At 61.7% G+C, this 19,824-nt stretch carries 15 protein-coding genes; 7 read left to right on the forward strand and 8 right to left on the reverse strand.

Features of this window, described 5'->3' with window-relative positions:
* Positions 1 to 138 precede the first annotated feature (138 nt).
* Positions 139 to 1,440 carry a serine--tRNA ligase gene (gene serS / locus SH292x_RS18525; protein ID WP_442482509.1) on the forward strand — a complete coding sequence of 434 codons (1,302 nt, stop codon included), beginning with the start codon at positions 139 to 141 and terminating at the stop codon, positions 1,438 to 1,440.
* Positions 1,441 to 1,599: 159 nt separating this feature from the next.
* On the opposite strand, the gene SH292x_RS18530 is transcribed toward serS, so the two are convergent.
* Positions 1,600 to 2,964 (reverse strand): GDSL-type esterase/lipase family protein, encoded by a 1,365-nt coding sequence (locus tag SH292x_RS18530; RefSeq protein WP_442482510.1) that lies wholly within the window; start codon positions 2,962 to 2,964, stop codon positions 1,600 to 1,602.
* Between the two features lie 271 nt (positions 2,965 to 3,235).
* On the opposite strand from SH292x_RS18530, the gene SH292x_RS18535 reads away from it, so the two are divergent.
* Entirely contained in the window at positions 3,236 to 4,174 is a 939-nt protein-coding gene (locus SH292x_RS18535) for a PEP-CTERM sorting domain-containing protein (RefSeq protein WP_442482511.1), read from the forward strand.
* A gap of 827 nt (positions 4,175 to 5,001) precedes the next feature.
* A complete protein-coding gene (locus SH292x_RS18540; protein ID WP_442482512.1) occupies positions 5,002 to 9,111 on the forward strand; it encodes a VWA domain-containing protein in 4,110 nt (1,369 codons plus the stop codon).
* 78 nt (positions 9,112 to 9,189) lie between these two features.
* Here SH292x_RS18540 and rph read toward each other — a convergent pair whose 3' ends face one another.
* The 6 genes from rph to ilvN form a co-directional block, all read right to left on the reverse strand.
* A complete protein-coding gene (gene rph, locus SH292x_RS18545) occupies positions 9,190 to 9,909 on the reverse strand; it encodes a ribonuclease PH (RefSeq protein WP_442482513.1) in 720 nt (239 codons plus the stop codon).
* 127 nt (positions 9,910 to 10,036) lie between these two features.
* A complete protein-coding gene (gene argF / locus SH292x_RS18550; RefSeq protein ID WP_442482514.1) occupies positions 10,037 to 10,954 on the reverse strand; it encodes an ornithine carbamoyltransferase in 918 nt (305 codons plus the stop codon).
* A gap of 173 nt (positions 10,955 to 11,127) precedes the next feature.
* Positions 11,128 to 12,327 carry an aspartate aminotransferase family protein gene (locus SH292x_RS18555; protein ID WP_442482515.1) on the reverse strand — a complete coding sequence of 400 codons (1,200 nt, stop codon included), beginning with the start codon at positions 12,325 to 12,327 and terminating at the stop codon, positions 11,128 to 11,130.
* Between the two features lie 138 nt (positions 12,328 to 12,465).
* Positions 12,466 to 13,356 carry an acetylglutamate kinase gene (gene argB / locus SH292x_RS18560; RefSeq protein WP_442482516.1) on the reverse strand — a complete coding sequence of 297 codons (891 nt, stop codon included), beginning with the start codon at positions 13,354 to 13,356 and terminating at the stop codon, positions 12,466 to 12,468.
* Between the two features lie 133 nt (positions 13,357 to 13,489).
* Positions 13,490 to 14,527, reverse strand: coding sequence for a ketol-acid reductoisomerase (gene ilvC / locus SH292x_RS18565; RefSeq protein ID WP_442485869.1), 1,038 nt, complete (start codon positions 14,525 to 14,527; stop codon positions 13,490 to 13,492).
* Positions 14,528 to 14,654: 127 nt separating this feature from the next.
* The gene (gene ilvN, locus SH292x_RS18570; RefSeq protein ID WP_442482517.1) at positions 14,655 to 15,188 is read right to left on the reverse strand and encodes an acetolactate synthase small subunit; all 534 of its coding nucleotides are present in this window, start codon (positions 15,186 to 15,188) and stop codon (positions 14,655 to 14,657) included.
* A gap of 248 nt (positions 15,189 to 15,436) precedes the next feature.
* Here ilvN and SH292x_RS18575 point away from each other — a divergent pair, with 248 nt between their 5' ends.
* Positions 15,437 to 16,264: a tetratricopeptide repeat protein gene (locus tag SH292x_RS18575; protein WP_442482518.1), complete on the forward strand. Its 828-nt coding sequence runs from the start codon at positions 15,437 to 15,439 to the stop codon at positions 16,262 to 16,264.
* A 144-nt stretch (positions 16,265 to 16,408) separates the two neighbouring features.
* Positions 16,409 to 16,666 carry a hypothetical protein gene (locus tag SH292x_RS18580; RefSeq protein WP_442482519.1) on the forward strand — a complete coding sequence of 86 codons (258 nt, stop codon included), beginning with the start codon at positions 16,409 to 16,411 and terminating at the stop codon, positions 16,664 to 16,666.
* 195 nt (positions 16,667 to 16,861) lie between these two features.
* Here the strand turns inward: SH292x_RS18580 and SH292x_RS18585 are convergent, their stop codons facing one another.
* Positions 16,862 to 17,404 carry a GNAT family N-acetyltransferase gene (locus tag SH292x_RS18585; RefSeq protein WP_442482520.1) on the reverse strand — a complete coding sequence of 181 codons (543 nt, stop codon included), beginning with the start codon at positions 17,402 to 17,404 and terminating at the stop codon, positions 16,862 to 16,864.
* A gap of 193 nt (positions 17,405 to 17,597) precedes the next feature.
* Here SH292x_RS18585 and SH292x_RS18590 point away from each other — a divergent pair, with 193 nt between their 5' ends.
* Both SH292x_RS18590 and SH292x_RS18595 read left to right on the forward strand, forming a co-directional pair.
* Positions 17,598 to 17,966: a hypothetical protein gene (locus SH292x_RS18590; protein WP_442482521.1), complete on the forward strand. Its 369-nt coding sequence runs from the start codon at positions 17,598 to 17,600 to the stop codon at positions 17,964 to 17,966.
* Between the two features lie 223 nt (positions 17,967 to 18,189).
* Entirely contained in the window at positions 18,190 to 19,755 is a 1,566-nt protein-coding gene (locus tag SH292x_RS18595; protein WP_442482522.1) for an amidophosphoribosyltransferase, read from the forward strand.
* Positions 19,756 to 19,824: the final 69 nt, after the last annotated feature.

Raw genomic sequence — 19,824 nt, forward strand, 5'->3', positions numbered from 1 at the left:
AGCCGCCAGCGGGTGCCTACCCGCAGTGGTGAAATACCGAAACCCCGAGTATATTAGTTCGCTCGCCCGGCGGCCATCCGCCCGTGGTGCGTAGCCAAGCCTCGAAGTCCCAACGCCTCCTGTTGATAGCAAGCTGCCATGCTAGACCGTCGGTTCATTATCGAAAACGTAGAACTGGTTCAGGAGAACTGCAACATTCGTGGCGTCAAAGCCGACGTCGCGCGGTTCGCAGTCCTCGAAAACCAGCGGCGTGCGCTCCAGCAAGAGGTGGAAGAACTCTCGCGCCAGGCGAACGAAGTTAGCAAGTCGATCGGCAAAGCCAAGGACGACGCCGAGCGCGAAGCCCGTAAGGAAGAAGGCCGGCTCCTCCGAGAACAGAAGGACGCCAAGCAAAACGAGATCGAGCGGATTGCCGCGGAAGCCAACGGTATCTACAGCCACATCCCGAACCTGACCCACCCCGACACCCCCCGCGGCGGCGAAGCGGATGGCCGCGAGCTGCGCCGCGGCGAAGTCGAGGTGCGGCCCATGCGGTTCCCGATCCTCGACCACGTCCAGCTTGGCGAGCAGCACAAGCTGATCGATCTCGAAGGCGGAGCCCGCATCGCCGGCCACGGCTTCTACTTCCTGCAGAACGAAGCGGTGCTCCTCGAACTCGCCCTGCAGCAGTTCGCGGTTGAGTACCTGATGAAGGAAGGCTTCATCCCGACCATCACTCCCGACCTGGCCCGCGGCGAAATCGTCCAAGGCGTTGGCTTCGTGCCCCGTGGCCCCGAGACCCAGATCTACAGCATCGAGAACTTCGACCTGAACCTCGTGGCCACTGCCGAGATCACGCTGGGTGGTCTGTACGCCGGGCAGACCATCGAAGAAGAGCAGCTCCCCATCAAGCTCTGTGGCATCAGCCATTGCTACCGCACCGAAGCGGGTGCTGCCGGTCGTGCGTCGCGCGGTCTTTATCGCGTGCACCAGTTCACGAAGATCGAGATGTTTGCCTTCACCACGCCCGAGCAAAGTGAAGACATGCACAACTACTTCCTCGACCTCGAGTGCGGGTTGTTCGACGAGCTCGGCATTCCTTACAAGGTGATCGACATCGCGTCGGGCGACCTCGGTGGCCCCGCGTATCGCAAGTTCGACCTCGAAGCCTGGATGCCCGGCCGCGGCAACGGCGGCGAGTATGGCGAAGTGACCAGCACGTCGAACTGCACCGACTACCAAGCCCGCCGCCTCGACATTCGCTACAAGAAAAAGGGCGAAAAGGGGACCCACTTCGTCCACACCCTCAACGGCACCGCCATCGCCGTGAGCCGCGCGATGATCGCGATTCTCGAAAACTGCCAACAACCCGATGGCTCGATCCTGGTCCCCGAAGTGCTCCGCAAATGGGTCGGCAAAGACCGCATCGGCGCCAGCGACTCGGACAGCGACGACGAATAGAGTTGTGAGATGTAACTGTGGGAGGGCTCTCCGAGCCCGAAAGACCAAAGAGACCGCGTTGCAAAGTGCAATACTTGCACACCCAATAGCCCACGACAGAAGTCGTGGGTTTTTTCATACCCTCGAAGGTGCACAAAAACCCAAGACTCCCGTCATGGGCTATTCGACACTCTTCGTCGAGTGCATGAAATGCAGCACCATTCCGAGTAGTCCGACCATCAGCACCGCGCTCGTCGGTTCCGGAACGTTCACCGAACTCACTGTCGCCGCACCTCCCGCGCCGAAGTTCGACTTCCAAATCTGATAATCGCTCGCGTCGACTCCCGCCACACCGTCGCCGGCGTGGTTGATCGCCGACTCGCTGGCCGTGCCGAGGTTGTCGCGCCACACCGTGTAGTCGGCCAGGTTCACCACGCCATCGCCATTGAAGTCGCCGGCGACCGCGGTCAATCGGCTCGTGTCTTCGAGAAATACCAAGTGCCCGTCGCGGAGCACGCCATTGACCGTCTGGTAGCGAAACGCAAGGTTCGGACTCTTCGCGGCGTCCCACGCCACGCCCAAGTCGAGTACCTGGCCAGCCGCGATGGTCATCGACGAACTTCCTGCGAGTTCGCTGAGAGCATTGCTCGTCGGGTTGGCCTTCTCCCAAGTCCCCGCCTCGAGCGCGGCGAGACCACTCCAATCATCGAGCAGCGCACCTGTGGTCGACGTGATGCTGTACGAGATCAACTCGACGCTCGCCTTCGACTGGTTGTGTAAATAAGTCTCGCCCGATTCGAGGTCGACCACCAGCGTCGGACCCGTGGGCGCACCGAGTTCGTACAGCACGGCCGAGCTAACGTAGCGTTTGTAACCGGTCGCATCGGGATGCGTACCATCGGACACGCGGGCCTGGAACTCCGCGGAGTCGTTGCTCTGAACCTTCAGCCACACGCGGTTGTTATCCACCAGCGCGAGGGACTGCTCGCCTGCCACGTCGCGATAGACTTGGTAGTAGTCGGCGAGCTGTGGCCGCTTGGTCGCCGAGCCATTGCCATTCGGCGCGTTCCAAGCAGGGTTCATCGTCTGCAGCACGATTTGGGCATTCTCGTTTTGCGATTGGATGCTCGCGATCATCGACTCCAGATTCGTCCGCGCCTCGGTGAGCGAAATATCCTTATCGATGTCCCCCACCGCGTAGTCGGTGAAGGCGTCGTTCATGCCGAACTCGATGAACACGGCGTCCGGCTGGTGGGCGAGCACGCGGTCGTTGAGATTCGCCACTCCACTGTTCGAAGCTCGGCCACTCATTCCCGAGTTCACCCAAGTGACCTTGCCTGGGTACTGGGTGTCGAGAAACGATCGGACCTGCGACCCCCACGCCCCGCCCGCCGTGAGGCTGGTCCCGTAGATCACGACGGTCTGGTTCTCGCCTCGTTCGAGGTTCGCAATCAGCGATCCCCCCTGCCCCACCGCCGGCCCGCCCGACCCCACCAGGAGCCCGGCTACCGCCAGCGCAACGAACCCATTCGCCCGAAACCACATCGCATGAACCTCGATCACCAGAACCCAGATTAGAGCCGCCTGTGGCCCACGTCCTCTTTAGAGCAACGTCAGAAGCAATGACGGATTATGGAAAAACGCAGCAGAATCGACATAGCAATCGCTGAGCGGCCCTCCTTCGCCACGGGCGAGATCTCTGGTTGATGATCAACAGTCTGGTTGACAAGGGGAGGACTCCGCGCGACACTATGGGGCGAATACGGATAACCGCGACGCTAGATTTGCCGCTTAAACTTGCAGAAGGACACCGCTCATGAGACTCATCATCCTACTGGTCGTAGCCATCGCTGTGGCTAGCTGTCCCCAGGTCGTGGCCCAGACCCTTGGGGTCGATTTCGCGGCCGACTATTCCGTGGTTGACCTGGGAGGACCGCCAGACGTACCCGCCAACCTCGGCGGAATTACCTTTCTTGACGCCGACACGATACTCGTCGGCGGTGCTGCCAACGGAGCTGCCGGCGCTATCTACGCCGTTGATGTATTACGAGATCCGGTGAGCAACTCGGTGACCGGATTCGCTGGCCCCGCAACCCTCTATGCAAACGCACCGAACATCGACGGCGGCCTGCAATTTGGCCCTGGAGGAGTACTCTTTTACACAGCGTATCCCGTCAATGGCTTGGCCCAAATCCTGCCTGGCGAAACAGACCCCGCCAAAACCGTTGGACTGACCGCAGAAGGTGTAGCGAGCAGCGTTGGGGCCCTAGCCTTCGTCCCATCGGGTTTCCCGGGAGCGGGTCAGCTAAAGCTCGCCAGCTACAATGCGAACACGTGGTATACGGCAACGCTCTCACCTGATGGGTTGGGAACGTACGATATCGCTGGCCTGTCTGCCGCGCTCCCCGTTAGCGGAGGCCCGGAAGGCATCGTCTACATCGACGGTGCAAACGCCGCCTTTGGGGTCGATTCGGTGCTGATCAGCGAATACTCACTCGGCCGCGTAGTTGCGTACGAGATTGACGCCGAGGGCGACCCCATCATTTCCACGGGCCGCGCGTTCATCACTGGCCTCAGTGGAGCCGAAGGGGCGGCCATCGATCCCGTGACCGGCGATTTTTACTTCAGTACGTTCGGCGGCGGGAATCGCATCGTCTACGCATCGGGATTCATTACCCCCATTCCTGAGCCCAGTAGCTTGCTGCTTCTCGGTGGCCTCGTGGCCGTCGCGGCGCTTCGTCGAGTTCGCGGCTAGCCATCGTGCGGACAACCTACCATTGCACGCCCCACTAGTCCGTGACCTCCGTCCCGAGCTAGTGGGGCCTTTTCTTGCGCAAAGCGCTCCGAAGCGGGATTCCGGCCCCCAAACTATTTCCACTTTCTTTCAGAATGTGACTAGAAAGTACTCGCGCCCGTGTTCCAATGAACAGACTTCATCAACGGGATGGAAGTGAGGAGGGGCATCTGGAAAACTTTTTATGAGGAGGAGCCTTTGGAGCCTCGTCGGGGGCGGCGGAGTGTGGTGCTGGGGTGAGGCGGAAAGTGCCGGGTCGGCGCTCCGCTTGATCCGGCCTACGGTGCCGCACTCGGAGTAAAGTCGCACCTGCGGTTAACCCCTGCGACATTACTCCCGATCCAGGCCGCCGCGCAAACGACCTAAACCATTACCACACCGTCACTTACAACACACCGAACCTCAACGGCCGTGAGAATAAAGTCGCACCCATGAAGATTTTGGCGAAACCGCGACTTTACACGCCCTCGATTGGGGCGGACCTCGAAACCCCGGCTGGCAATAAAACGGAGGCCCGCGAGCGATTCCTTGGAGCGACAACCCCAGGTCGTTTGCCCCCCTTACCGGCAGAATCGGCCCCGGCTGCCCATCCTTTTTACCCCGAAACTTGTAGCAGTCGGGGAGTCGGGCGAATAAACTGAAAGAGAACGCCGCTCCCGCGCACCTTGTGCAGGAGCCGCAACAACTTACGCAATCTGCGTGGCCGTTTCCTCCCGTGCTTGGGAGCCGGAACAGGCGGCCGCGCCCGGAATAGGTACCTACTCGGAGTACCCCTGATGACGATGTCGATGCACACTCAAAAATTTCTACTCGCAGCGGCGCTGGTCACCTCCATGACCTCGCTCTCCGCGCTAGCCGACGAGGCACGGCTGGAGACTTACAAGGCCGAAGATGGCCGGTCGTACTTTGCCATGACCGTGCCGCCGGTCGAAGCGCAGAACCAAGGTCCTCGCGACGTGGTGGTGCTCGTCGACACCTCGGCCAGCCAGGCGGGTTACTTCCGCGACACGGCTATCGCCGCCGTAGAAGCGTGCATCGCCGGCTTGAGCGCGGACGATCGCGTGCAAGTGGTTGCCGTCGACCTCGAAGCGCGTGCAATGAACGAGTCGCTCGCCTCGCCGAAAGACAAGTCGGTCGCCGATGCCGTGACTGCCGTGCGTCGCGAACCACCATTGGGTTCGACCGACATGGAGCTCGCGCTCACCAGCGCGACCAAGATGTTCGACACTAACTCGGACCGCGAGCGAACCATCGTCTACATCGGCGATGGCATGAGCCCAGCGAACCTGATGCAAACCAAGGCTTTCAGCAAGCTCGTCGCCGACCTCCGTGCGGCTGGCGTTTCGGTGAATAGCTTTGCAGTGGGTCCGCAGCGAGATCTCGAACTGCTGATTGCCCTCTCGAATCAAACCGGTGGCAATCTTTACGTCGACACAGAGATGACTTGGCCCAACGAAGAAGAAGGGATCACTGCCGCTCGTGCGATGGAAGAGAATCAACGCCGCGGCGCATCGGTGGGCAAGTCGCTCGCCGAATGGGTCCACGCTGACGTTGTACAGCCAAGCGACACCGAGTTCCCCGCTGAGATCGCCGTTGCTTACCCCGGGCAGTTGCTGCCGATGCGCAGCGATCGCGAATCGGTGGTAATCGGCGAACTTGCTGGCGATGCCGAAGTCGCCAACGCCAACATGACCGCCACCGTGGCCGGCAAGCCGATGACCTGGACCGTGGTTGCCGCCGAGCCGCAATCCGATCTTTCGTTCCTGCCCGAGTTGGTCAAAGTCTCTCAAAAGGATAACGGGGTTGCCCTGACGACCCTCGGCACGCGTGGCCTGCAAGAAACCGGCCGCATGATGCTCGCGAGCGTCGACGAACTCACTGACCTTGCCGAGCGTGCGGTTTCGATTGGCGATCGCGAAGGTGCTGGGCGTATCGTCGAAGCCGTGCTTCGCCGTGACCCGGGTAACCTGCGTGCGAAGACCGTGCAGACCTTGGTGGAGCGCGGCGACATGCCCGCCCCTGCTGCTGCTGATGAAGCAGCCGCTGCCGAATCCAACGCTGCCCCTGCTGCTCCGGCAGCCGAGGGCGATTTGAACTTGGTCCGCGTCGCCCAAGCTGGCGAAGCGGTTCCGGCACCCGCTGCTCCTGGCGTACGGGTCGTCGGCCCTGAGTCGGGCGACTTCATCGAGGGCGCTCCGGCCCGCGATGCAGTGGTGGATGGTTCGTTCCTCACCGAAGTCGAACGTCAGAATCGCGTCTTCTCCGAGATGCTGGAGAAGGAAGTCGAAGTCGCATTGTCGCAAGCCCGCGACAACATGCGATCGAACCCCGATCGCGCTTCGCAAGACCTCAAGTTGATGATGGAGAACGTTCGTCGTGCTCCTCAACTGATTCCTGAAGTGCGTGCCCAGTTGCTCGACCGCCTGCAAACCGTACTGCAAGAAACAGCCCGTGCAGCAACCGTCGACGCCGAGCTTCGTCTCGAGGCCGAAGAGCGCGCCGCCGCGGCCCGCGAGCTACAACTGCTCAACGATCGCCTCGCCCGCAAGGTGGAGCAGGAGAAGCAGTTGGTCGCCCGCATGAACGCTCTGATGGACGAACATCGCTACCAGGAAGCTCAGGAGCTGGCTCAGATTATTTACGAAGTCGACCCCAACGGTGTTACGCCCGTGGTCGCCGAACTGCATAGCCGCATGGAGAATGCTCACTACATGCAAGAAATCACCCGCGAGCGTCGTCACCGTGCCTCGTGGGAAACTTGGTTCCAGGTCGAACTGTCGGGCGTTCCTCAGCCGGACGAGCCACCGATTGTTTATCCTTCGGCCGAGGTGTGGGAAGAGCTCACCAACCGCCGCGAGAAGTACAAGGCGGTCGACCTCGCTGGTCAGGATGGTGCCGAGCAGCGTATCAACAAGGCGCTTTCCGATCCGCTGAACAACCTGGGCCTCGAATTCCAGGACACCCCGCTGTCGGAAGTCGTTGACTTCCTGCGGACCGATTACAACATCGAAGTCCAACTCGACCTCAAGGCTCTCGACGATCTCGGCTTGTCGCCTGACGACCCGATTTCGGTGAACTTGCGCAACATCTCGCTGCGTTCGGCGCTTCGCATCATGCTCAAGCAGCTCGACCTGACCTACGTCATCAGCGACGAAGTGCTGCTGATTACCTCCGAAGAAGAAGCCCTGACGCGCCTGCAAGTCAAAGTCTACCCGGTCGCCGACCTCGTCCTCCCCATCGAGACCCCCGCAGGTGGCGGCATGATGGGTGGCATGGGCGGCATGGGTGGCGGTGGCGGCATGATGGGTGGCGGTGGCGGTATGGGTGGTGGTATGGGCGGCGGCATGGGCGGTGGAATGGGTGGCGGTATGGGTGGCATGGGTGGCGGTGGCGGCATGTTTAGCGTGCCCGACACCGAAACACCCGTCGCCGAACCCGCCGACAAGCCTGCTGCACCTGCTGTCGAAGCTGCCCCCGCAACCGAGCCTGCAGCAACCGAGCCCGCGAAGGCCTCGCCCAAGTTCACCATCGACGAGAGCGTTTCGCCCGAGGTGTTTTGGGACGGTCACTTCGGTGGTTCGATTCGCGACACCGCGGAAGTTCGCGGCATGGTTCGCAAGCTGATGAACGAAGGTCGTTACGATCACGTCACCGCGTTGATCCAAGCAGCCCTGCGTCATGGCCAGCCTCAACCGTGGATGTACGAAGCCCTTGGCATTGCCATGCAGATGGACGGTCGCGACAAGGCCGACATCGAGCGAGTCATCATGTCGGCGGCCGATTTCAGTCGCACGCCCGACGAGCTGACCTACATTGCTCAGTACCTGTCGCGTCTCGGACACGATGCTCGGGCGCTCCAGCTTTACCAGCAAGTGGTGAAGGTCGACCCGCTGCGAAGCGAAGCCTATGCCCTGGGCCTGCGTGCTGCCGAGCGTGCGAACGATGCCGCTGGCATCCGCTGGGCGACCGTCGGTGTGCTCGAACAAGCCTGGCCCGCTAACCAGGAAGTGGTCGCCGAGACCGCGTGGCGCGTGGCGAAGGCAAAGATCGAAGAATTGGTCAAAGCGGGTAACACCGAAGAAGCCAAGGCCTACAAGGAAGAAATTCAAAAGGCGATCGAACGTGACTGCGTGGTCCGCGTTTCGTGGACCGGCGACGCCGACGTCGACCTCACCGTAGAAGAGCCCGGTGGTTCGGTCTGCTCGGCCATGGATCCCCGTGCCGCTGGCGGCGGTGTGAACATGGGCGATGTTTTCACGGGCGTGAAGGGCCAAGAGAACGGCGTCATGAGCGAAACGTACGTCTGCCCCCGAGGCTTTGCCGGCACCTATCGCTTGAAGGTCACCCCGCAATGGGGCAAGGTTACTGCGAACAAGGTAAAGGTCGAAGTATTCCAGCACCTCAATAGCGACAAGGTCGAGCAGCAGTCTCAAGTGCTGGATCTCAAGGAAGACGGTGCTCAGGTTGAGTTCCAGTTAGCCGAAGGACGCCGCACCGAGCCGCTCGAAATGCAGCACGTCGCCCGCGCCATCGAGCGTCAGGCTGCTGTAAGCCGTGCGGTGCTCGCCCAGCAACTCGCCGGCGTGTCCGATCCGGGATCGATTCCGAATCGCATGCTCGATCCTCGCGAAGCCCGGCTTCGTCGCCAACTTCTAAATGGAGGTGGCGGTGCGGTTGGTTTCCAGCCAGTCGTTATTGCATTGCCCGAAGGTACTAACTTCATGGCGACGGGCGTGGTTTCGGCCGACCGCCGCTATGTCCGCATCACGTCGGTTCCGTTCTTCTCGACCATTGGCGAAGTGGCGACGTTCACCTTCGCCGGTGCAAGCCAAGATGTGGACGATGGAGATAATGGTGACAATGGTGACAATGGTGGAGACAACGGCGCTGCCAACTAGCTTTCGCTCGGCGATTAGCTGACTACATCCAGAACCTCCGTCAGTTTGGCGGAGGTTCTTTTTTGCGCGATCCCCAAATTACCCGAGACCAAGCGCCGACTGCTGGAGCTTGGTGAGTTGCTCGATACCCTGCTGTCCCACAGCAAGCAGTTGCTGCAACTGGGTGGCAGTAAACGTGTGGCCTTCGCCGGTGCCCTGCACTTCGATGAACTGCCCGCTGCCGGTCATGATGACGTTCATGTCGACTTCGGCAGTAGAGTCTTCGGAGTAATCGAGATCCAAGAGCACCTCGCCGCCAACGATTCCGGCGCTCACGGCTGCCACGCTCTCGCGGAGCGGCCAGCGTGCGCTAGGCGAGAGATCGTCGCACGACAATAGCGCTTCGTAGAGCGCGACGTACGCCCCCGTGATGCTGGCGGTCCGGGTGCCACCGTCGGCCTTTAAAACATCGCAGTCTACCGAAACGGTTCGCTCGCCGAGCAGCACGGGATCGATCACGGCGCGGAGGCTGCGACCGATGAGCCTTTGAATCTCGGTGGTCCGACCATCGACCTTCTGTCGATCGCGCTGCTTGCGAGGGGAAGTGCTGCCGGGCAGCATGTTGTACTCGGCGGTCACCCAACCTTTGCCGCGGCCGACCATCCATGGCGGAACGTCCGGCGAGACGCTCGCGGTGCATAGCACGATGGTGTTCCCCGCGCTGATGAGCACGCTGCCCGCGGCATTCGAGGCGAATCCTCGCGTGAAGGTGACGGGACGCAGCTGGTCGGCCGAGCGGCCATCGTTACGAGTGGGCATAGTGTGTAGAGGGTTCAGGTGTTGGACGTGGGGTGACTTGTTCTTCCGCTACGAAACCCTGGCCCTGACGGGCCCGGCTCGCCTGGGAGACGAAGGAGCATCCGGTGGTGGGATCGTATTCGACTCCCTAAGCCTGGCTGCCGAGCAGCCACACCAGGATACCCTTTTGGACGTGCATGCGATTGCCTGCTTGAGGGACGATGATGCTTTGGGGGCTGTCCATCACTTCGTCGGTCACTTCTTCGCCGCGTTTTGCAGGCAGGCAGTGCATGAAGACGGCGGTCTTCGGCGCGGCGGCCATTAGCTTTCCATTTACCTGATAATTGGCGAAGTCCTTGAGCCGCTGGTCACGCTCGGCCTCTTGTCCCATGCTGGTCCAGACATCGGTGTAGATGGCATCGGCTCCGGCAACGGCTTCGGTGGTATCGTCCGTCAGGGTGATGTCGGCGCCCGGGACTTGCTGCTTCAGCTTGTCGACAAAACTCTTCGGCAACTGGTAACCCTCGGGAGCACAGACGCTCATCGACATGCCGACCTTGGCACATCCGCGAGCGAGGCTCACCGCCACGTTGTTGCCATCGCCCACCCACGCGAGCTTCAAGCCTTTGAGGCTGCCGAAGTGTTCGCGAAGCGTGTAGAGATCGGCGAGCGCCTGGCAGGGGTGCGACTCGTCGGTCAGGCCGTTCACGACCGCGGCCTTCGAATACTTGGCGACTTCCTCCACCGTTGAATGCTTCTTGGACCGAACGACGATCACATCGACCATCTCGCTCAGCACGCGGGTGAAGTCGGCGATGCTTTCGCGCTTACCAAAGCCAGCGTCCTCGCCCAGCAGGATGCTCCCGCCACCGAGGTGCGTCATGCACGCCTCGAAGCTCACGCGGGTACGCAGCGACTGCTTCTCGAACAATAGCGCCATCATTCGGCCCGGGAGCAGCGGCTCGCGAATGCCCGCCTGAAACTTGGTCTTCAGGTCTTCGGTGATCGCGTAGATCCGTTCGATCTCAGCGGAGCTGACGTCTTCGAGGGTAATCAGGTGACGCATGGTATTCTTTCGCTAAGCGAGTCTTCTTTAGCCACGGATCGACACGGATGAAACACCGATTCGGAACGGGAGGAAACAAAGTAAACGAAGATTTTGCCGGATGGCTCCATCGCCTCCGTTAACAATCCGTGTTTCATCCGTGTCCATCCGTGGCCAAGAATAAAACCTCGGAGTTAGGACAGCTTTCGCACTACGTCGGCGAGGATGTCGCAGCCTTCGTCGACTTGGTCGTCGGTCAGGGTCATGGCGGGTAGCAAGCGGATGACGTTGCCTTGGGTGCAGTTCACCAGCAGGCCCTTCTCCATGCAGTCGCCTACGACTGGGGTACCATCGACGGTGAGTTCGAGGCCAATCATCAAGCCTTGAACACGAAGCTCCTTCGCCACTTCGAGTTCGTCGACCAGTGGAGCAAGTCGCGTGCGGAATCTTTCGCCAAGCTCTTTCGCACGGGCGAGCAAACCATCGCGCTCGATGGTTTCGATCGTCGCGATACCAGCCCGGGCGGCGATGGGGTTGCCGCCGAACGTTGCGGCGTGCATGCCGGGACGGAGGCTCGGAGCAATTTCGGCGGTGGTGAGCATCGCGGCACCCGCAATGCCGCCGCACAGGCTCTTGGCGAGCGTCATGATGTCGGGGGTGACGCCGTAGTGCTGGTAGGCGAACCACTCGCCGGTGCGGCCGCAACCCGCTTGGACTTCGTCGAACACGAGCAATAGTCCAAACTCGTCGGCGAGCGCTCGCAGGCCTTGGAGGAATTCGGGCGGCGGGATCCGGATGCCTCCTTCGCCCTGAATCGGCTCGATTAAGATGCCGGCGGTCTCCTCGTCGATCAAATCGCGAACCGCATCAAGGTCGCCAAACGGGGCGTACACGAAGCCCGGCAACATCGGTCCCAGGCCTTCGTGGTACTTGGGCTGGGCGGTGGCGGTCACCGCGCCGAACGTCCGGCCGTGAAAGCCACCGTCGAACGTGATGATCTTGTAGCGGTGCGGATCGGAGTGGAGCCGCACGAGCTTGATCGCGGCTTCGTTCGCCTCGGCACCCGAGTTACAGAAGAAGGCCTTGCCGCCAAAGCTTCGCTCGCTCAGCAGCTTGGCCCACTCGCCCTGCGACTCGAAGTGCCAGGTGTTGGGGACGTGAATCAGCTTGGCGACTTGGTCCTGCACCGCTTCGACGACCGACGGCGGACAGTGCCCCAAGAGATTACAGCCCCAGCCGGGGAAGAAGTCGAGGTAACGCTTGCCCTGATCGTCCCACACCCACGAACCCTCGCCACGCTCCAGCGACACCGGAAAACGGCGGTAGTTCGGCACCACGTAGCGGTCGAACAACTCAGCGGTCGCAGGGGACATGGTGGTGGAAGTGGTGGACACGTGAGGAACTCCTTTTGCAGGGCTGCTAACCAATTGGATTAGCCGTTTTGGCGCTAGCCACGGTTGGTTCTAAGAAAACCGTGGCTAGCGCCAAAACGGCTAAGTTAGAGAACACTTCTGTTAGCTTGGTTAATACTCTTAAATCTCGTTGACGATCTCGGTGCCGATGCCGCTGTTGGTGTAGATTTCGAGGAGCAGGGAATGGCGGACGCGACCGTCGATGATGTGAACCTTCTTGACGCCCTTGGTGAGCGTATCGAGACAGGCTTCGACCTTCGGGATCATGCCGGCTTCGATCACGCCCTGGCGAATGAGTTCGCGGGCGGCTTCGGCGGTCAGCGTATGAATGAGCGACTCGGGGTCGTCCTTGTTCAGTCGCACGCCGTTGACGTCGCTCAAGAAAATCAGCTTCTCGGCACCCATCGCCTGGGCGACCGCCATCGCCGCGGTGTCGGCGTTGACGTTTAAGAGCTGCCCGTCGGCCGTCTTGCAGACGGATGGAATCACAGGGACTTGGCCGGCGTAGCAAAGGTTGTCGAGGGCGTCGCGGTCGACGCGGGTCACGTGCCCCACGAGGCCGAGGTCGATCTCTTCGCCATTCTCACCGGGGAGGGTGAGCTTCTCGCCGTAGAGGACGTTGTTGTCGGTCTCGCCGTTGGGATTGAGCGGCATGGCCCGGCCGCCGAAATCTTCGATGAGCTGGGCGATCATCTCATTCACTTCACCGGCGAGGATCCGACGGACAATGTCGAGCGTGGCTTCGTCCGTGTACCGACGGCCTTGAATGAAGCGTGGTTCGAGATTGGCCTCGGCCATGGCCCGCGAGATGGCCGCGCCGCCGCCATGGACAACGATCGGCCGCATGCCGACCGTTTCCATGAAGACAATGTCGACCAGCAGATGCCGGAGGGCATCGGGGTCTTCCATCACACTGCCACCGAGTTTGATGACGGTGATGCTGTCGCGGAAGCGACGAATCCACCCCATCGCTTCGATGAGCGTATCGGCTTTCTCAATCGCTTCTTGCACAGCGCTGCTCCGCACACGAGCCGGGCAGCGAATGGATTGCTCGCCCTCGCTCAAAAAGGGGAATGGGGAAAGGGGAATGGGGAGATAGCCGGCTAAGCATTACCGCTTTCCCCTTTCGTCTTTCGCCTTTACATCAAACTTCCTTCTCGTCGATCCAGCTCATCATGCGGCGGAGTTCGCGGCCGACTTGCTCGACGGGATGGTTGCGTTCGCGGCGACGGGTCGCCTTGAAGCCAGGGGCGCCTGCTTTGTTCTCGAGCATCCAGTTGCGGGCAAAGGTGCCGTTCTGGATTTCCTCGAGGACCTTCTTCATTTCCTTCTTGGTCTCTTCGGTCACGATCCGCGGGCCGGTGGAGTAATCGCCATACTCGGCGGTGTTGCTCACGCTGTAACGCATGTAATTCAGACCGCCCTGGTAGAACAGGTCGACGATCAGCTTCACTTCGTGCATGCACTCGAAGTAGGCCATTTCGGGCTGGTAACCCGCTTCGACCAGCGTTTCGAAACCAGCCTTGATCAGTGCGCTGAGGCCCCCGCACAACACGGCTTGCTCGCCGAACAGGTCGGTCTCGGTCTCTTCGGCGAACGTGGTACGAATAACACCGCCGCGAGTACCGCCGTTGGCCTTGGCGTAGGCCATGCCGACCTTGAACACGGTCGAGGATTCGTCGGACATGTCGTCGTCGCTGGCGGTGCTGCCGGCAACTCGAGTGGCGATGAGCGACGGGACACCGCCGCCGGCGACGAATTCGCTACGCACCAAGTGGCCTGGGCCCTTGGGGGCAACCAGCAACAGATCGACACCCTTGGGGGGTTCGATCAGGCCGAAGTGGATGTTGAACCCGTGCGAGCACATCAGGATATTGCCCGGCTTCAGGTTGTCGCGAACCTCGGCCTTGTAGATGTCGGCCTGCACTTCGTCGGGGAGCAGCATGTTGACGACGTCGCCCTGCTTGGCGGCTTCGGCGGCCGAGACGGGCTCGAAACCGTGCGACTTGGCGAGGTCGTAGTTGGCACCACCAGGACGCTGGCCTACGACGACTTTCACCCCGCTGTCACGAAGATTTTGAGCGTGGGCGTGGCCTTGCGAGCCATAGCCGATAATCGCCACGGTCTTGCCTTTGAGGTTCGCGAGATCGGCGTCGGCGTCGTAGTAAACTTTTGCCATGATGGAATTGGGGGTGAGTAGGTTAGTAGGTGAGTAAGTTATGTTGTTAGGTAACGGGATCGGCGGGGTGGTTGGTTAGCGTGGTGCAGGCGATTACCTACTCACTTTACTAACCTACCCGTCTTCCGCGCTAGCTCTTCTTCATCGCGCCGACGGCGGGGGTGATGTTGCCACCGCGTACGGGGCGATCGATCGAGCGGACCATCGCGATCCGGCCGGTGCGGACAAGTTCGACGATGCCGAAAGGACGCATGAGGTCGATGAAGGCCTCGACTTTGCGTTCCTGGCCCGAGACTTCGACGATCATTTCGTCGGGCGAAATGTCGACGATGCGGCCGCGGAAAATGTTGGTGAGTTCGCGGATTTCGGTCCGGTCGTTCCCCTTGGCCTGGACCTTGATGAGCATCAGGTCGCGCTCGACGAAGTCCTTGGCGCTGACGTCGGTCACACGGACCACGGTTACGATTTTTTCGAGTTGCTTCCGTACCTGTTCCAGGACGCTATCGTCGCCGACGACGACGAAGGTCATCCGCGAGAGCTGGGGGTCTTCGGTTTCACCCACCGCGAGGCTGTCGATGTTGTAGCCCCGCGATGCCAGCATGCCGGCCACATTGGACAGCACTCCGGGCACGTTTTGGACCACGGCGGACAGGACGTGACGCATGGAAGTCTCTATGCTTTCTAGGGAAAAAACTAGCGAATCTACGAGTTTAGCCGCCCCCCGGGCGGCCCGCAACCGCCAGCCGGCGGGGCCCCGATAGTGGGGGCCATTCGTCTTGGAATGCTGGCATGACGCGGCTCACCCGCCGAGGTTCGCCGTGCCGACCTAAGAATGCGGGGGGCGACGTTGCCCGGCGGGAGCCCGCCTGCTACCCTCCACCACCCTTTTCCCCGTGGCTTTTCCAGCCGTATATGCGAAATCGACCCACCCAACTCCTGCTCGTAACCGGCCTGCTCGCCGCGGTGCTCGCGACGGGGTGCGTCAGTTGGCGTTCGCTGCAGCCGGTCCCCCCCTCGGTGGCGGCCGGTCGGCGGCTCACCCGGCAGGGCGTGGCGGCCATGGAAGTCGACCGCTGGGACGAGGCGGAGGAGCTGCTTCGCGAAGCGGTGGAGAAGTCGCCCGAGGACCCCGAAGCCCAAAAATACCTGGCCGAAGCCCTGTGGCGGCGGGGCATGCAGTCCGAAGCGATGCAGCATATGGCGATCGCCTCGAAGTTCGACCGGCACGACGCGACCACGGCGGTGCGGGCGGGCGAAATGCTGCTGGCCACGGGCGACGCCCGTTCGGCGATCTCGCAGGCCGACCGTGCGGTGCGGCTCGACAAATCTTTGGCTGCGGCTTGGACCCTTCGCGGACGGGCTTACGCCGCGCAAGGGGACCTCGATCGCGGACTGGCCGACTTGCAGCGGGCACTGTGGCTGTCGCCGAACGACGCCGACGTGCTGATGGAGTCGGCCCAGCTTTACCACGAGCGGAAGCAGGAGCAGCGCTGCCTGGCGACGCTCCACCGCTTGCGTGACGCCGCGCCGCCGCAGGAGAAGCTGCCGGCCATCCTGCAGCTCGAAGCCGAGACGTACTTGGCACTCAACCGGCCTCAGCTCGCTTCCGAGCGAATCAACGAGGCAATCGCCCTGTCGGGATCGACGCCCACGCTGGTAGCCCTCAAGGCTCAATCGGATCGGCAGTTGGGGCTCAATGTCGCCCAGCAGCCCGTGGCTGACGATACCACGCTGCGTTAACCGCTACTATTGTTACGACCGGCATGGCGAGGATGATTTGCCACGCCGGGTCTGCGGTTAGCCCGTCCGCGGTTAAGCCGTGATGTAGAGTTCAGTGGTTTTGAGAACTGCCCCCGTCCACGAACCCGAACACCGCGCGCGACCATGAACAGCTCGACCATCCCCGCTCCCGACATTGAGCAAGAGAATCCGGCCCCGTTCGTCGATCGCCGCAGCAGTGCCCCGCGTGGCGATGCTCCCATCCGCGAGCGTCGGCAGTTTACCAACAGCCACTCGGAACTCTCGGACGACGCCGGCGAGTTGGCCCGCGCCATCGACGAGTACAAAGCCCGCCATCGCCGCCGCTTCATCAATTACGAAGAAGTGCTGGAGATCGTGAAGGGTTTGGGGTATTCGAAGTAGCATTCGCTCGCGTTTGTGAGCGTCCTTACGCTTCGAAGAATTCGTCGCGGATGGGCGCGGATTCAGCAGATCTTCGCGGATGCATTTCGTCTCCAACGGAAGCGTAGTGAACCGCGCCGGGCACTATCGCTATCGACGGTGAAAACATCCGCGATTATCCGCCAAAATCCGCGTTCATCCGCGACTGATTCCTTCTCAGATCCCTCTTGGACGTGCGAGTTCGTACCGCAGCATGTCCTGTTTCTGCCGGCCGAGGGCTGGTAGCACGGTATGGGCTCGGTCGAGTCGCGCGTAGCGGAGCCCTGCTTTTTCCAGCACTCGCGTCGAGCGCATGTGCTGGACGTGCACGAAGGCTTCGAGCCGAGTGACTTCGGGTCGTGACCACGCGAGTGGCACAATCGCCCTCGCTGCTTCGGTGGCGATCCCTTGTCCCCAGGCTTCTTCCGCCAGGCAATAGCCGAACTCGGCCACCGCACCCTTGAGGCGAATGCCGATCGAGCCGCACAGCCAGTTGCGCTCGCGGAGCACGATGACCCAGGCGAACTCTTCTTCGCGTTCGGTTCGCTGTTCGAGTTCACGCAGGAACGACGCGGCGTCGCTCGCCGACCGGTGCGCAGGCCAACAAAGGTATCGCGTGACGCGAGGATTGCGCGCGTAATTGGCGTACATCGCCTCAGCATCACCCAGTGTGGGGCGGCGGAGCGTGAGCCTTGGGGTTTCTAGCGGACTGGGGAACATCGTTTCCCTCCCTGGGCATTCCATTCGGGTGAATGGGTTCCCTGTGAATAGTGACGCCCGCAGGGACCGGTTTCCCGCGAGGCTGGTTCGCAATTTGGAGGTTTCGAGGGGCGTAATTAGGATGGAACTTGAGCCAAGCGCTCCTCCCCTACCCTCCTCGCCGCAATGCCTTTTCGCCACTACGGTCCTCGCCATGTCCCGCCTCCTTCTCTGCTCGTTCGCCGCGACTCTGTTCGCGTTGACACTCGCCCCGTCCACCACTTTGGCGTATCCCCCTTACGTTGCCGGTCCTTCGCCGGCGGCTTATTACTGGCACCAAGATGTTGGCTATCACCGAGAGATTCAGCGGCTCGACAACCTGGTGATGCTTCGCAAGGCCGAGATCAAAATGCTCGAACGCCAGCTCGCCGAGTGGCGACCGCTCGATCAATTCCGCACCGGCCGGCCCGTGATGCTCGATGTCGAGCGGGCGAGGTTTCAGATTCTCGAAGCCAAGCTGGACCTCCAGTGCCTGGAGCAAGAACGTTTCGACCTGGTGCATGCCCGCGGCCGCGGTTGGTAGCGTCTGGCGAATCTCTACGCTTTTAAGCGGAAAGGTGCAGGCACCGGCGGCGTTCGGATAATACGGCCGAGAACTAGTCGGTTGAGTGGTTGCCCGGCGACTCCTACAATGAAGGAACTGCGAAGACGCCGAGGTTGCCAGGGCGGGGCGACCGTCGCCGATTAGGTGGCCACGTCGGGCCCCGCGCTTCGCCCCCCTCCCGAACGGAACGCAACGGCACGCGATGAGCGAACTGCACCACGAATGCGGCATTGCCGCGATCTATCACCTTCCCTCATCCGAACCCAGCCCGCTTTGCCCGGTGCAGGGTCCCGATGCCATCTCGCGACTCATGCCGCGGATGCTGCTCGACATCCAGAACCGCGGGCAGTTGTCGGCGGGCATGACCAGCTACTCGCCCGACCGTGCGCAGATCATCGATACCTACCGCGAACTCGGTAGCGTCGCCGAGGTGTTTCGCTTGAGCCACCGCGCGAAGGCCGACGCCCTCATGCGTCAGTACGAAGGACGCGCCGCGATTGGCCACGTCCGCTACGCCACGTGCGGTGCCGAGGATCGCAGCTACGCCCAGCCTTTCGAACGGCATCACTTGCAGAAGCGCAAGTGGTTCAGCTTTGGCTTCAACGGCCAGCTCGCCAACTACAACGAACTCCGCGAGGCCCTGCTCGCCGACGACGATCATCACCTGGCGCGGACCACCGACACCGAAATCATGATGCACGAGATCAGCCGCGAGATGTCGGGCGACCGACATCCGTCGCTGGTCGAGATCATGCACAACGTGGCGAAGAAGTTTGACGGGGCGTATAGCGTCGCGCTCGTGAATGCCCTAGGAGAGATGTTCGTCGCTCGCGACCCCATGGGCATCAAGCCGGTGAGCTACGCCATCCAGGGCCCGCTCTTCGCCGCGGCGAGCGAGAGTGTGGCGCTGCTGAACCTTGGCTTCGAGCCCGAGAACATCAAGTCGCTCGAACCCGGCACGATGGTCACCATCGTCGACAACGAGATCAAAGTCGAGCGTTTCGCCGAGAGCCCCCGCCGGGCGCACTGCTTTTTCGAATGGATCTACTTCGCCAACGTCGCGAGCAACATCGACGACCGCAGCGTGTACCTATCGCGAAAGACTCTGGGGGAAGAACTCGCGCGGCTCGAGACGCTGCCAATCGACAAGGATACGATCGTCGTCCCCGTTCCCGACACCAGCAAAGGTGCCGCCGACGCGATGGCCTATCAGCTTGGCGTGCCAAGCGTCGAAGGCCTGATCCGCAATCGCTACACGGGCCGGACGTTCATCGAAAGTGGTGCCGGTCGCAAGGACAAAGCGGCCACTAAGTACACGCCGCTCCGCGAAGTGCTCGAGGGCAAGCGGGTGCTATTGGTCGAAGACTCAATCGTCCGCTCGACCACCATGCGGGTGCTCCTCGACAAGATCCGCGAAGTGGGCCGGGCGAAAGAGATCCACGTCCGCGTCGCCTGCCCGCCGATCATCGCGCCGTGCTTCTACGGCATCGACATGTCGAGCATCAGCGAGCTGTTCGCGCCGGAATTCATGATGCCAGGCCGCGAATCAGAGGAAACGTTCGCCGAGATGGCTCGCGAACTTGGTGCCGACTCGCTGCGTTTCCTACCGGTAGAGTCGATCGCCCGCGCGGTCGCCCGCCCGCAAGAAGACCTCTGCCAAGCCTGCATCACCGGCGACTACCCCACCCCCGCTGGCCAGAAGCTGTACGACATCGCGCTAGCGAACGACGCGAGCGGGATGAATGTGCGGGCGTATGAGAGTGTGTAGGGTACGTTGAATGAAGCTCTCTCCGATAGGCTAAGTCACGAGCGGCCGCTTGCGGCTTAGCCCGTTAGG

This window comes from Aeoliella fuhlenseeensis, assembly GCF_052161615.1.
In the GTDB taxonomy this organism is placed as follows: Bacteria; Planctomycetota; Planctomycetia; order Pirellulales; family Lacipirellulaceae; genus Aeoliella.